A 13,436-nucleotide genomic window follows, 5' to 3' on the forward strand; every position below is an offset into this window, starting at 1 on the left:
CCCGAACACGGCCGGGTCCGCCCGCTACGGTGGTGCCGACGCACAGGAGCGTCGACACGGCGCGAGGGAGCACCATGACGACAGAGGGCACCGTCCACGCACCCGACGTGGACCAGCAGCTGGCCGGGCCGCCGCGGTCCGCGTCCCGGCAGGGCGGGCGTCTCCGGGTCGCCGTGGTCGGCACCGGGATGATCGCGGCCGTGCACGTCCGTGCCGCGCGCGCCGCCGGCGCCGAGGTGCTGGGTGTCCTCGGCCGGAACCGGGAGCGCTCCGCACAGGTCGCCGCGCAGCTCGGGCTCGACCGCGGCTACGACGACCTGGACGCGGTGATCGCCGACCGCCCCGACGTCGTGCACGTCTGCACGCCGAACGACCAGCACCACCCGCAGACGCTCGCGCTCGTCCGCGCGGGCATCAACGTCGTGTGCGAGAAGCCGCTCGCCGTGTCCGCCGCGCAGGCCGCCGAACTCGAGCAGGCCGCCGCCGACGCCGGGGTCGTCGCGACGGTCCCGTTCGTGTACCGCTACCACCCGATGGTGCGGGAGATCCGCTCGCGCATCGGCGCCGGGGAGCTCGGCCGCGTCCTCGCCGTGCACGGCCACTACCTGCAGGACTGGATGCTCGACTCGGACGCGTCCTCATGGCGGGTCGACTCCGGCGCTGGGGGGGCTCTCCCGGGCCTTCGCCGACATCGGCTCGCACTGGTGCGACCTCGTCGAGTTCGTCACCGGTGAGCAGTTCGCCTCGGTCAGCGCCGTCACCGACATCGTCCACCCGACCCGTCCGGCTGCCTCAGGCATGTCGTTCTCCGGCACACCCGACCCCGACCCGATCGCCGACGCTGCCGAACGGGCCGAGGTGACGACCGAGGACACCGCGGTCGCGACGTTCCGCACCGGCGCCGGGCGCATCGGCAACGTCGTCATCTCGCAGGTGTCCGCCGGCCGGAAGAACCGCCTGTGGTTCGAGGTCGACGGCACCCTCGGGTCGGCCGCCTTCGACCAGGAGCAGCCCGAGACCGCCTGGTTCGGCAACGAGACCGGGGCGCAGATCGTCGTCCGGGACCCGTCCCAGGGCTCGCCCGACCAGCGGCGTCTGGCGGTCGTGCCGTCCGGACACCCGCAGGGCTACGTCGACGCGTTCGCCGCGTTCGTCGCCGACACCTACACCGCCGTCACGACCGGAACCGCACCGGAGGGTCTGCCGACCTTCGCGGACGGGGCCCGCTCGGCGCGCATCATCGACACCGTGGTCGCCAGCGCCGGCGACGCCGCCTGGAGGGAGATCCGATGAAGCTGGGGATGCTGACCGCGTGCCTGCCCGGATGGGACCTGGCACGCATCGCGGAGTTCGCGAGTGCCGAGGGCTACGAGCGGCTCGAGGTCGCCGTCTGGCCCGGCACCGGCGGACGCGACTTCGAGGCGGCGCACCTGCCCGTCGCCACCTTCACCGACGAGGACGCACGGGCGACCCGGGAGCTGCTCGACCGCACCGGCCTCGAGATCAGCGCGCTGGCCTACTACGAGAACAACCTGCACCAGGACCCCGCCCGCCGCGAGGAGGTCCGCACCCACCTCAGGCACGCGGTCGACGCCGCGCAGCTGCTCGGTGTGCCGTACGTCGGCACCTTCGTCGGCCGCGACATGACGAAGTCGGTGCGCGAGAACATGGCCGAGGGCGACCGGGTCCTGCCCGAGCTCGTCGACTACGCCGGCGAGCGCGGGGTGCGGCTCGTCATCGAGAACTGCGTCATGGAGGGCTGGCACCCGGACGGCTACCCGGGCAACATCGCGTACTCGCCCGAGCTCTGGGAGTGGGTCACCGGACTCGGCTTCGGGCTGAACTGGGACCCGTCGCACCTCACCTGGATCGGCATCGACCCCGTCGAGACGATCCTGCCGTTCGCCGAGCACATCGTGCACGCGCAGGCGAAGGACGTCGAGCTCTTCCCCGGCAGACGGAACGAGTACGGCTTCTTCGGCAAGGTCGACAAGGGCGAGGACCCGTGGGAGATGGGCTGGTGGCGGTTCCGGGTCCCCGGCCGCGGGGTCGTCGACTGGCCCCGCGTGGTCGACCGGCTCTACGAGGCCGGGTTCGACGGCACGCTGTCCGTCGAGCACGAGGACCCGCTCTGGGGCGGCGAGGACGTGAAGGTCCTCGAAGGTCTCCGGATCGCCCACCGGACGCTCCGGCCGCTCATCGCCGCCGAGTAGCGGCGTCGCCGCCGGACGGGAGGCCCGGATCGCGGGACCGACGTCGGTTGCTGACCCGGGCCTCCCGTCCGGTGACCGGGTGCTGGGAACGCACGGACACACCGCGAGCACCCTGGTCCCATGAGCCAGAACGTGAGTGAGTTCGTCCTCGACCGGATCAAGGCCTGGGGCGTGACCCGGGTGTACGGCTACCCGGGTGACGGCATCGGCGAGTTCGACGGCGCGCTCGGCAAGGCCGACGGCAAGGGCGAGGGCGTCGAGTACATCCGCCCCACACACGAGGAGATCGCCGCGCTCATGGCGACCGCGCACGCGAAGTTCACCGGCGAGGTCGGCGTCTGCATCGCGACCTCGAGCCCCGGTGCGTTCCACATGCTCAACGGCCTGTACGACGCCCAGATGGACAACCAGCCCGTCGTCGCGATCGTCGGGCAGCAGGGTCTCGCCGCGGTCGGCACGTTCACGCAGCAGGAGTCGAACCTCGAGCGCGTGTTCGCCGACGTCGCGTGCTACGTGCAGACGATCGCATCGCCGGACGCCGCCGGGGTCGTCATCGACACCGCGTTCCGCACCGCGATGCTCCGCAAGCAACCCGCCGTGGTCGTGCTCCCCCCACGACGTGCAGGCGATGACGTGGTCGGAGCCCGGCGCGGAGCACTGGGTGTCCCGGTCGAGCGACGTCCCCGCGTCGACGCGCATCACACCGCCGGCGGAGGACATCCGGAAGATGGCGGACATCATCAACGCCGGGGAGAAGGTGACCTTCCTGGTCGGCGCCGGTGCCCGAGGTGCGACGGACCAGGTCCTCGCGGCCGCCGAGAAGGCCGGCGCCGGCATCATCACGGCGCTCCGCGGCAAGGACGTCGTGCCGTCCGACGTTCCGTACCACACGCAGCAGGTCGGGCTCCTCGGCTCCCGCCCCAGCCTGACGCAGATCAAGGAGTGCGACACGATCGTGCTCCTCGGCACGAACTACCCGTACGGCGAGTACCTGCCCGCGGTCGGGCAGGCGCGCGGGATCCAGGTCGACATCAAGCCGGAGCAGCTCGGCCTGCGCTACCCGAACGAACTCAACATGTGGGGCGACGTCGGGGCCACGCTCGACGCCGTGCTCCCGCTCCTCGAGCAGAAGACCGACCTGGGATGGCAGGAGCAGCTCGCCGACGAGATGCGCGAGTGGGAGGCCGAGATGGCCCGCCAGGCCGAGGTCGCCTACAGCGACGGGGTCAACCCGCGCCGGGTCGTCCGCGCCGTGAACGAGCGGCTGCCGGAGGGCGTCACCGTGACCTGCGACGCCGGCACCACCGCCGACTGGTACGGCCACCACATCCGGCTCCGCCGCGGCATGCACGGGGACATGTCCGGTCGGCTCGCGACGATGCTCGCCGCGATGCCGTACGCCGTCACCGCGAAGTTCGCCTTCCCGGACCGCCCGGCCGTGTGCACGATCGGCGACGGCGCGTTCCAGATGCTCGGCATGAACGAGCTCATCACCGTGAAGAAGTACATGGACCGGTGGGAGGACAAGCAGCTCGTCATCGTGGTGATGCACAACGACGACCTCGGCCAGGTCTCGTGGGAGATGCGCACCGAGGACGGCAACCCGATGTGGCGCGGCTCGCAGGACGTCGAGACGATGGACTACGCCGGGTACGCCGAACTCTTGGGCTTCCAGGGCATCGCCGTGCACAGCGACGACGAGGTCGACGCGGCCGTGGAGCGGGCGTTCGCGTTCCCGGGCGTGACCCTCATCGACGCGTACGTGAGCCGGAGTGTGCCCCCGCTGCCGCCGCACATCACCGCGGAGTACGCCGTCAACACCGCGAAGAGCCTGCTCAAGGGCGACCCGGTCGAGTTCGACGTGGTGAAGGACTCCGCGAAGGCGATGGCGGCGGAGGTCGTCGAGCGGGCGAAGGGCGCCCTCGGCCGCGACTGACGACCGCGGTCGCACGGGGCGGGTCGTGCCCCGCAGTTGAACACCGTGTTACGGAGGCGACGCCGTCCTGGCGTGTCGGCTGTGGGTCCTCGTAGGTTCGTGAGGTCGTGTCCCCCAACCGGGGGGCAGAACCACCACACCAGGAGTCCTCACACCGATGAGCCCGTCCCACTTCCCCCGAACCCACTCCCAGGCGGAGGCGCGGCATCGTCGCCGGTACCGCCCTCGCCACCGCGGGCGTCCTCGTCGCCCTGGGCGCCCCGGCCGCCGCGGCCGAGGCCGCCTCCGGCGCGACCGCACCCGTCACCGTGGCCGCCGCCGGTGACACCACGATCGACATCCTCGACGTCAACGACTTCCACGGCCGCATCGAGTCCGAGGGCACCGCGGCCGACAAAGCCGCAGGCGCCGCGAAGCTCGCCGCCGTCGTCCAGGCGCAACGTGAGGCGAACCCGAACACGATCTTCGCCAGCGTCGGCGACAACGTCGGTGCGTCGACCTTCACGTCGTTCGTGCAGCAGGACGACCCGACGATCGACGTTCTCAACCAGATGCGTCTCGACGTCAGCGCGATCGGCAACCACGAGCTCGACAAGGGCCAGGACGACCTCACCGGGCGGATCGAGGACCGTGCGGATTGGCCGTACATCTCCGCGAACATCGTGAAGCAGGGCACCACCGAGCCCGCCTTCACCCCGTGGTCGATCGTCGAGAAGGGCGGCGTCAAGGTCGGCTTCATCGGCGCGACCACCGAGGCGCTCATCCCGGGGCTCGTCAGCCCCGGCGGCGTCGAGGGACTCGCCATGGCCCCGATCGTCAGCTCGGTCAACCGGTATGCCACCGAGCTCACCGACGGCGACGAGGCGAACGGTGAAGCCGACGTCCTCGTCCTGCTCGTGCACGAGGGTGCGACGACCGGAGCCCTCACCGACGCGACGGGCAGCGGCGCCTTCGGACAGATCACCGCGGGCGTGTCCTCCGAGGTCTCCGCGATCGTGTCCGCGCACACGCACGCGACGTACGACCACTCGATCCCGGGCCCCGACGGGACCCCGCGTCCCGTGATCCAGGCCGGCTCCTACGGCGTCGCCTACGGGCACCTCCGGATGACGGTCGCCGCGGACGGCACCCTCACCAGCATCACCTCCTCGGTGAAGCCGGTGAACACCGACCCGGCGAAGCCCGCCGACACCACCTCGGTCGACGCTGTGACGAAGACCGTCGCGGACGCCAAGGCGGTCGCCGACGTCAAGGGCAAGGAGCAGCTCGGCACCATCACCGGCGACCTGCGGCGTGCCCTGCAGTCCGACGGCAAGACCGAGAACCGCGGCGGCGAGTCGACGCTCGGGAACAACATCGCCGAGGTCCAGCGCTGGGCGACCGAGCGCCAGGGCTCCCAAGTCGCGTTCATGAACCCGGGCGGCCTCCGTACCGACCTCGTCTACGCGTCGAGCGGTGCCGGTGACCCCGACGGCAGCGTCTCCTACAAGGAAGCCGCCCTCGTGCAGCCGTTCGCGAACACGCTCGTCACCGAGGACATGACCGGGCAGCAGATCAAGGACGCCCTCGAGCAGCAGTGGCAGCCGGACGGCCTCGAGCGTCCGTTCCTCAAGCTCGGCGTGTCCGAGGGCTTCGCCTACACGTACGACCCCTCGAAGGGCCGCGGCGAGCGCATCACCGGCATGACCCTGGACGGCGAGCCCATCGCGCTCGACGAGACGCTCAAGGTCACGGTCAACTCCTTCCTGTCCACGGGCGGCGACAACTTCGCAGCGTTCGCGGCGGGGACGAACAAGGCCGACTCGGGCCAGGTCGACCTGCAGGCCCAGGCGGACTACTTCGCGGCGCAGGATGCCGTGGAGCCCCCCGATGGACCAGCGCGCCGTCGGCGTCACCACGACGCCCGAGCCCGATGGCGGCTTCCAGCCCGGCGACGAGGTGACCGTCGACCTCTCGTCGCTCGTCTTCAGCAACGCCGGAGACCAGAGCGGCACGGTCTCGGTGTCGGCCGGCGGAACGGAGCTCGCGTCCGCCCCGATCGACACCACGGTGGTCGACAAGTACGACGAGCAGGGCCGCGCCTCGCTGACCTTCACCGTCCCGGAGACCGGTGCCGCGACGCCGGGCGGACCCACCACCCCGACCGAGCGCGCACGCCCCGCGGCCGCCGCGGTCGAGACCTCGGACGAACCCCTCGTCGTCGAGCTGCCGAGCGGACAGCGGATCACGCTGGCCGTGACCGTGCCGGTGCTCGTGGCCCCGGCACCCGGTGAGGAGCCGGTGCCGACGCCCGGTACCGACCCGACCGACCCGACCGAACCGACCGTCCCGACCGACCCCACGGACCCGGCGACGCCGACCGTGCCGGTCGCGACCGACCCGGACGGCGGGCTCGTCGCGGTGCCGATCGCCGGTGGTGGCATCGACGACGCCGACGCCGACGGCGGGCCGCTGGCCTACACGGGCGCCGAGGTCGCAGGACCCGCACTCGCGGCGGTGCTCCTGCTCCTCGCGGGCGTGACCGCCCTGGTGCTCGCCCGCCGCAAGCGGGCTGCGCACGACGCGACGGTGCACGCCGACCGCTGACGGGCCTCCCGGCCACGTCCGACGGGCCCTCCCACCGACCGGTGGGAGGGCCCGTCCCGTCTGCTCGGCCAGGAGGCGCGGTCCCGGGTCCGCCGGTCGCCGTCCCGGGGTCCCCGGGTCGGTTTCCGCACCGCGCCGCGGTACGCTGCTCCCGTCGCATCGCGATGCATCGCGCCGGGTCGCCGGACGGTGGTTCCGTCCGTCGAGACCCCGCGGTGCGGGTGTCCTCCGCCTCCAGGGAAACGGCGGAGGGCACCCCCTCTCCGTCCGGTGGGCGGCGCACGTGCGGTTGGATGGTCTCCATGAACGTGCTGACCGTGGACGGCCTCGCCGCCGTGACGAACGTGCTCGACCTCACCGGGGTCTTCGCGTCTGCACTGCTCGGCGGGTCGATCGCGCGGACGATGGACTTCGACCTGTTCGGGTTCCTCGTGGTCGGCTTCGTGTCCGGCCTCGGCGGTGGGCTGCTGCGGGACGTCCTGCTGCAGAACGGGCCGCCCGTCGCCCTGACCGACCCGCTCTACCTGCCGGTCGCGGTCGCCGGCGCCCTCGCGGCGTTCTTCGTCTCCTTCTCCGAACGCACCTGGGACCGGCTCTTCACCGTGCTCGACGCCGCCGTCATCGGGTTCTGGGCGGTGGTCGGCGTGCAGCGGACCTTCGACGCCGGACTGGAGTGGCCCGCCGCGATCATCATGGGCACCGTCACCGCGGTGGGGGGGCGGGGCCATGCGCGACATGCTCCTGCGCCGTGTCCCGGCGGTCTTCGGCGGGAACGCCCTGTACGCGACGGTTGCGGTCGCCGCGTCCGCCGTGATGGTGGTCGCCTCGTACCTCGGCTCGCCGTCGATCGGCATCCTGGTCGCGATCCTGCTCTCGCTCGTCCTCCGGTGGGGCGCGGTCCGGCGGGGGTGGGGCCTGCCGAACGGTCGCGACTGGCAGCCGCAGTCCAGGCTGGCCTCCCTGCTGCGCCGCGGGCGCGGGCGTGGTCGTCGGTTCGTCCGCCCCGAGGTCGTCCGGCTGCTCCGCCGTCCCGGTCGACGAGCCGGCGCGGGCAGCGTGCACACCGACGGCGAAGCGCCGCATCCCGCGGACCCCGCCGCGGACTGAGACCGGCACTGGGATCCGCGGCGGCACCGTCGTACACTCGAGACCGCCGGGTATCGACCCGGTCGCACACCCGGTCGTCGCACCGACGTGACCCGAAGACGGCGGTCCCGTCCGGGACGTGCGGGCACGAGGGGCTGCCGCCCGCGCGGCGACCGACGCACGGCGCGGCTCCCCGACCCGCACGCACCGCCGTCACCACCGGCGGTGCCCCGACACCGACCAGCAGAGTCCCGGAACAGGATCCGATGACCGACGCACCCGAACCGCACACCCCCGGTCCCGAGCGCACGAGGTCGGTCCCGCGCACGCCACGCGCCGAGGTCCGGGAGCGCCTGCTCACCGCCGGCGCCCGGGCCTTCGCCGAGCAGGGCGTGCACGAAGCCCGGCTCGACGACATCGCCGCCGCCGCCGGGTTCAGCAAGGGCGCCGTCTACTCGAACTTCTCGTCGAAGGAGGACCTGGTCGGGCAGGTCATGCAACGGGCCACGAACCTCGTGCTCCGCTCGCTGCAGGAGCTCGTCCGGGTCGACATCGAGGCCGCGGACGTCGGGGACGTCGTCCGCGCCGCGTTCGGCCGGCACGACCAGAGCGCCCAGTTCGCACTGCTCTCCGAACTGCGGGGCTACGCGATCCGCCACCCCGAGTTCATGCCCGAGTTCGTCCGACAGCGTCGACACCTGCACGACGGCGTCCGCGAACTCGTCCACCGGTGGTTCGCCGCGCACCCGGAGCTCGACCCCGGCATGCCGCTCGACACCTTCGCCACGCTGCTCGTCGCGGCCAACTCCGGGACCGTGTTCGACGCCCCCCGCGCTCGACGACGCCGACCCGGGCGACGTCGTCGCCGCCCTCGTCGAGGCGGTCATCCGGCCGCGTTGACCGGTCGCCCGTGCGTCCACGCCGACGAGGGCAGCAGGCTCGGCGGGAGCAGCCGCGACCGCAGCACCTGCCGGCGGGACACGGCCGCGTCCAGCACGGTCCGGGCCTCCCGGAGTGCCGTCACGAGCACCTGCGGGTCGGCCGCACCACCCGCCGCGTACCGTTCCCGGTCGACCGCGTCGACGACCGTCTCCAGGAGCGGGACCACCGCGGACGGGACGGTCGCACGGAGCCGTCCGAGCACCGCCCGTGCCGTCCGCGCGGCGGCGGCGGCGTCGCCCGGCGACGCGGACACCGGGGCGAACCCGTGGTCGTCGAGGTCGTCGAGGAGTTCCCGCCACGCGGTCACGGCCGGGTCGCGGCCGGCGGACACCGCGGCCGTCCGACGGCGACGACGGACCGCCCGCAGCAGGCCCGGCGCGACGAGGAGCACGAGTGCGACGAGCAGTCCGACGAGCACGCCCCAGGCCCGGGAAGCATCCCCACCGCCCGTCCCGCCGGTCGCGTCCGCCCCGGCCCCCGCACTCGGCTCGGCGCTCGGTGAGGCCGAGGGCGCGGTGGTCTCGCCAGGAGCAGGCAACGGCGTCTCGGAGGGGGGCGGCCGACGGCGTCGACGTCGGGGTGGACTCGGCCTGCGCGGCGGCGTCCGACGCCGGTGTGGGCTCGAACGCGACCCAGCCGGCCCCGCGGATGTACAGCTCCGGCCACGAGTGCAGCTGCCGGTTCGACACCGTGTACTCGCCGTCCTCCTTCGCGCCTCCGGCCCGGTACCCCACCGCGATGCGGGACGGGATGCCGAGCGTGCGGGCCATGACCGCCATCGCGGAGGCGAAGTGCACGCAGTAGCCCGATCGCTCCCGCAGGAAGGTCGCGACGACGTCCATGCTGTCGCCGTCGTACCCGCGCTCGACGGGGGCCGTCTCCGAGTACTCGAACAGCCCGCTGCGGAACCACTGCTCGAGCGCACGTGCCCGCTCGTAGTCGCCCGTCGTCGACCCCTCGACCCGGGCGGCGGTGTCGGCGATCACCGCCGGCAGGTCGTCCGGGAGCGCGGTGTCGGTCCGGAGCTGCGCCGCGGACGGGGTGCGGAAGCCGCGGCCGTCCGCCTGGCCGAGCCGCCCCGACGCGGCCACGGCGTCGAGGTAGGCGTTCGCCGACACCGATGCGCCGTACGCCTCGTACGTGGCGCCGCGCGCGGTCGCCGGCCCGGCGGACCGGACCGTGTTCGTGTCGCCCGACCAGCGCCACTGGGTGAGGTCCAGGTTGGTCGACTGCGACTCGACCGACATCGCCCCCGCCGGCAGGGGCAGGTAGTTGCTCGACAGCCCGGTGATGCGGACCGTCACGTCGGTACGGCCGGCGAGCCGCGGGTTCACGCCGACCGCCCACCGGGACTGGTCGGCGGTGTCGGCGGTGCTGGCGTCCGTCACGGTCGGGACCCAGTCCCCGGTCCCGAACTCGTCGAGGTCGGCGAGCTTCAGGTACTGCGGCTGCCCGTCGGCCGACCGGTACCGGAACACCTCGAGCTCGCTCGGGCGACGGAGGTCCTGCCCGAGCTCGAGCAGCGTCCCCGGACGGCCCGGCTGGATCGGCGACCGGACCGAGCCGGTGACGCCGGAGAGCCACCCCGAGTCGAGCGGCACGAGGGTCGGCAGCCCGACCGCGACGACGAGCCCCATCGCACCGACCACAGCGGCCGGGAGCGCCCGCTGCACCGGACGGACGGACGTCCAGAGGAGCGCGAGGAAGGCGAGCGCGGTGAGGACCACGAGCCACACGGACGGGGCCTCCCCCCGTGATGATCCCCGGCACGAGCAGGATCACGAGCGCGGGCACGGCAGCGAGCGCCGCCGTCGGGGCGATCGCGGCCAGGAACAGCGACGCGCCGGCGACCCACGCGATCGCGACGGTGACGACGAGGCGGATCGCGTCGGTCTGCGGCAGCGGCGCGGGGTTGAGCCGGATGGCCGCGAGCGTCTGTCCGAGCGCACCGCTCTGGTCGAGCCAGCTGAGCGGTGCCGAGCCGTTGAGGAGCGCGACCCCGCACGAGGTGACGATGAGCGTGGCGACGAGCGCGACGAAGCGGGCGCCGCGCGGGCGGGACCGGAACGCGAGCACGACGGCGACGAGCACGGCGGTGACGAGCACGCCGGACACCCACCACGCGGTCCCCTGCACGAGCGGACGGATCGCGAGGGCGGCGACGAGCACCGGCACCGGGGCCAGTGCGACGACGCGGGCGTCGGGACGGTCCGGCCGGCGGTCGTCGCGGGCGAGGACCTCGCGGACGTCGACGTGGGGCCGAGGGCGGCTCGGGTTGGTGGCGGTCATGCGTGCTGTCCGTCCGCGGTCGGGTCGGCGGTCACCGGGCATGCCCCGCCGTCGTGCTGCCCGGCACCGGGACGACGACCACGCGCCATCCGGCCCGGTCGAGGACGCCCCGCACGGCCGGGTCCGGCGGCACCACCGTGACGAGCAGGCCGCGGCTCGACCCGTTCGTGGCGGACACGAGTTCCGCGGCCTGGTCGAGGGTGCAGTGTCCGGTCACCACGGCCGTCATCCCGTGGACGTCCCGGCCCCGGACGCCGTGCAGCACCTCGGGCACGTCGCGGGCACCGCTCCGCACGGAGACGTCCGCGAGCCCGACGAGGACCTCGGACAGCCCGCCGGCGTCGCCGCTGTGCCGGACGTCCCCGCCGGGTCCGTCGGTCACGAGGGCCACGCGCGAGGTCCGCGCCGACAGCGCCCGGGCGACGCTGGCAGCCACCACGACGGCGTGCTCGAAGGCCTGGTCGCCACCGAGGTCGGCGAGTTCGGCCAGGTCGTCCCGGCCGAGCTGCTGGTACGACTCCCGTCGCACGTCCAGCGCGAGGACCGCCTCCGGCGGCTGGGCCTGGGTGGTCTGGCGCACGTGCAGGTCGCCCCGCTTGGCGCTCTGCCCCCCAGTGCACACGGCGGATCGGGTCGCCGGGCCGGTAGGGGCGCAGTTCACTGTCGTCGGCGGACCCGCCCTGCCCGACCCGCCCCTCGTCGGCGGACACGGCCCCGGCGAGCGCTGCGGAGTCGAGCGCCGCGAGCGGGACGGACCCGGGCACGACGACGACCTCCTCCGCGGACACGACGGGCCGGTCGATCCGCAGCAGGCCGAAGGGGTCCTCGACACGGACCGTCACCGGGCCGACCAGGCCGCGCCCCCGGGAGATCGCGAGGGCCTCGACGTCGAGCACGGCCGGCGGCGTCGCCGGCCCGACGGCCAGGAGCGACGTCGGCTCCGCCGTGCTGACGAACAGGTCGTCGAGCTGCTCGGTGACGAGCAGCGTCGACCGTGGTGCGAACCGCATGCCGGAGCCGCGGAGCGTCACCCGCTCCCGGTAGACCTCGCCGACCTGCACGACCGCGCGAGGTGCCGACCGGGAGGCCCGGAGCGGCGCCGCCACGGCGAGTGCGGTCACGACGCCGAGCACGACGAGGACGACGAGGAGCAGCCCGGCGGTCACGGCGACGCTCATCGACGTCGCCAGTCCGGCGAGGACGAGGCCGATGCCGGCCACCGTCACGGTCCAGCCGCGGAGCGTCGGGCGGGGGGAACGGCGTGCGCCGCAGCATCCCGAGCCCCCGCCGTCCGTACCGGGACAGCACCGAGCGCGTCGCGCCGGTGCGACGCGCTCGCCGCCCGGCGAGGGGACGCTGGTCCGCCATCAGGACCGGACGGGCGTGGCGGTGAAGGGCACCGCGGTGTCGGCGACGATGCGGACGACGATCTCGCGGGCGGTGTCCTCTGCCGCGCCCCCCGAGTCCGCGGGCGACCGGGACGAGTCGGTGGGCGAGGACCACCGGCGCGAGCGCCGCGACGTCGTCCGGGGTGACGAACGGGCGTCCAGCGAGGGCCGCGGCGGCGCGGGCGGCCTGCGCCAGGTGCAGGGTCGCACGGGGGCTCGCGCCGAGCAGCAGGTCGGGGTGCGTGCGGGTGACGCGGACGATCTCGACGATGTACGCCTCGACGTCCGCGGCGACGTGCACGGTGCGGACGGCGGCGATCATCGACCGCAGGGTGTCGACGTCGACGACCGGGCGCAGGTCGCCGAGCGGGTCGTGCGCCCCCCCGAGCTGACAGCATCCGCCGTTCCGCCCCGGCGCTCGGGTACCCCATCGCGATGCGGGCCATGAAGCGGTCCCGCTGGGCCTCCGGCAGTGGGTAGGTGCCCTCCATGTCGACCGGGTTCTGCGTGGCGACGATCATGAACGGGGACTCGAGCGGCCGGGTGACGCCGTCGACGGTCACCTGCGACTCCGCCATGGCCTCGAGCAGGGCCGACTGGGTCTTCGGACTGGTGCGGTTGATCTCGTCGCCGATGACGACGTTCGCGAAGACCGGCCCCGGTGAGAACCGGAAGGTGCCGGACGACTGGTCGTAGATGTTCACGCCGGTGACGTCGGACGGGAGCATGTCGGACGTGAACTGGATTCGGTTGACCGACCCCCCCGACAGACGCCCCGAGCGCCTTCGCGAGCACGGTCTTGCCGACGCCGGGGACGTCCTCGACGAGCAGGTGGCCCTCGGCGAGCATGACGGTGAGGGCCGTGCGGATCGCGTCGGGCTTGCCGTCCACCACGGTCGCGACCGACGAGGCGATGGCCGCCCCGGCTTCCTGGATCACGTCGATCGGGACGGTTCGGTGGGTCAGGTCCGGCACGCAGGTCTCCTCGCCACGGGG

Annotated in this window: 9 protein-coding genes and 5 pseudogenes; 10 read left to right on the forward strand and 4 right to left on the reverse strand. The window is 73.5% G+C overall.

Annotated elements, in window-relative coordinates:
• The first annotated feature begins 74 nt into the window (after window positions 1-74).
• From DEJ15_RS15280 to DEJ15_RS18955, 10 genes and pseudogenes are all read left to right on the forward strand, one after another.
• A complete protein-coding gene (locus tag DEJ15_RS15280; RefSeq protein WP_284175221.1) occupies window positions 75-734 on the forward strand; it encodes a Gfo/Idh/MocA family protein in 660 nt (219 codons plus the stop codon).
• Window positions 691-1,293 carry a Gfo/Idh/MocA family protein gene (locus DEJ15_RS15285; RefSeq protein ID WP_284176230.1) on the forward strand — a complete coding sequence of 201 codons (603 nt, stop codon included), beginning with the start codon at window positions 691-693 and terminating at the stop codon, window positions 1,291-1,293. Before DEJ15_RS15280 ends, DEJ15_RS15285 begins: the two co-directional genes overlap by 44 nt.
• Window positions 1,290-2,213, forward strand: a complete 924-nt coding sequence (locus DEJ15_RS15290) for a sugar phosphate isomerase/epimerase family protein (protein WP_110826014.1) — start codon at window positions 1,290-1,292, stop codon at window positions 2,211-2,213. Before DEJ15_RS15285 ends, DEJ15_RS15290 begins: the two co-directional genes overlap by 4 nt.
• 120 nt (window positions 2,214-2,333) lie before the next feature.
• Window positions 2,334-2,726, forward strand: a pseudogene (locus DEJ15_RS15295) (thiamine pyrophosphate-binding protein); the annotation flags it as partial.
• A gap of 115 nt (window positions 2,727-2,841) precedes the next feature.
• Window positions 2,842-4,149 (forward strand): thiamine pyrophosphate-dependent enzyme, encoded by a 1,308-nt coding sequence (locus DEJ15_RS15300; protein WP_284175222.1) that lies wholly within the window; start codon window positions 2,842-2,844, stop codon window positions 4,147-4,149.
• Window positions 4,150-4,457: 308 nt separating this feature from the next.
• On the forward strand, window positions 4,458-6,422 hold the full coding sequence (locus tag DEJ15_RS15305) for a bifunctional metallophosphatase/5'-nucleotidase (protein ID WP_284175223.1): 1,965 nt from the start codon (window positions 4,458-4,460) through the stop codon (window positions 6,420-6,422).
• Window positions 6,385-6,735: an LAVTG motif-containing sortase-dependent surface protein gene (locus tag DEJ15_RS15310; protein WP_284175224.1), complete on the forward strand. Its 351-nt coding sequence runs from the start codon at window positions 6,385-6,387 to the stop codon at window positions 6,733-6,735. The genes DEJ15_RS15305 and DEJ15_RS15310 overlap by 38 nt, the downstream gene beginning before the upstream one ends.
• Window positions 6,736-7,139: 404 nt before the next feature.
• Window positions 7,140-7,397, forward strand: a pseudogene (locus DEJ15_RS18950) (trimeric intracellular cation channel family protein); the annotation flags it as partial.
• 73 nt (window positions 7,398-7,470) lie between these two features.
• Window positions 7,471-7,842, forward strand: a complete 372-nt coding sequence (locus DEJ15_RS15320; protein ID WP_284176231.1) for a hypothetical protein — start codon at window positions 7,471-7,473, stop codon at window positions 7,840-7,842.
• Window positions 7,843-8,186: 344 nt separating this feature from the next.
• Window positions 8,187-8,300, forward strand: a pseudogene (locus tag DEJ15_RS18955) (TetR family transcriptional regulator); the annotation flags it as partial.
• 1,140 nt (window positions 8,301-9,440) lie between these two features.
• On the opposite strand, the pseudogene DEJ15_RS18960 reads toward DEJ15_RS18955, so the two are convergent.
• The 4 genes and pseudogenes from DEJ15_RS18960 to DEJ15_RS19745 form a co-directional block, all read right to left on the reverse strand.
• A pseudogene (locus tag DEJ15_RS18960) lies at window positions 9,441-10,400 on the reverse strand (transglutaminase TgpA family protein); the annotation flags it as partial.
• 683 nt (window positions 10,401-11,083) lie between these two features.
• A complete protein-coding gene (locus DEJ15_RS15330) occupies window positions 11,084-11,632 on the reverse strand; it encodes a hypothetical protein (protein ID WP_502866119.1) in 549 nt (182 codons plus the stop codon).
• Window positions 11,633-11,709: 77 nt separating this feature from the next.
• Window positions 11,710-12,420: a hypothetical protein gene (locus DEJ15_RS15335; protein ID WP_502866120.1), complete on the reverse strand. Its 711-nt coding sequence runs from the start codon at window positions 12,418-12,420 to the stop codon at window positions 11,710-11,712.
• Window positions 12,420-13,415 (reverse strand): annotated as a pseudogene (locus tag DEJ15_RS19745) (AAA family ATPase). Before DEJ15_RS19745 ends, DEJ15_RS15335 begins: the two are co-directional and overlap by 1 nt.
• Window positions 13,416-13,436 lie beyond the last annotated feature (21 nt).

This window comes from Curtobacterium sp. MCJR17_043 (genome assembly GCF_003224315.2).
Classification (GTDB): Bacteria; Actinomycetota; Actinomycetes; order Actinomycetales; family Microbacteriaceae; genus Curtobacterium.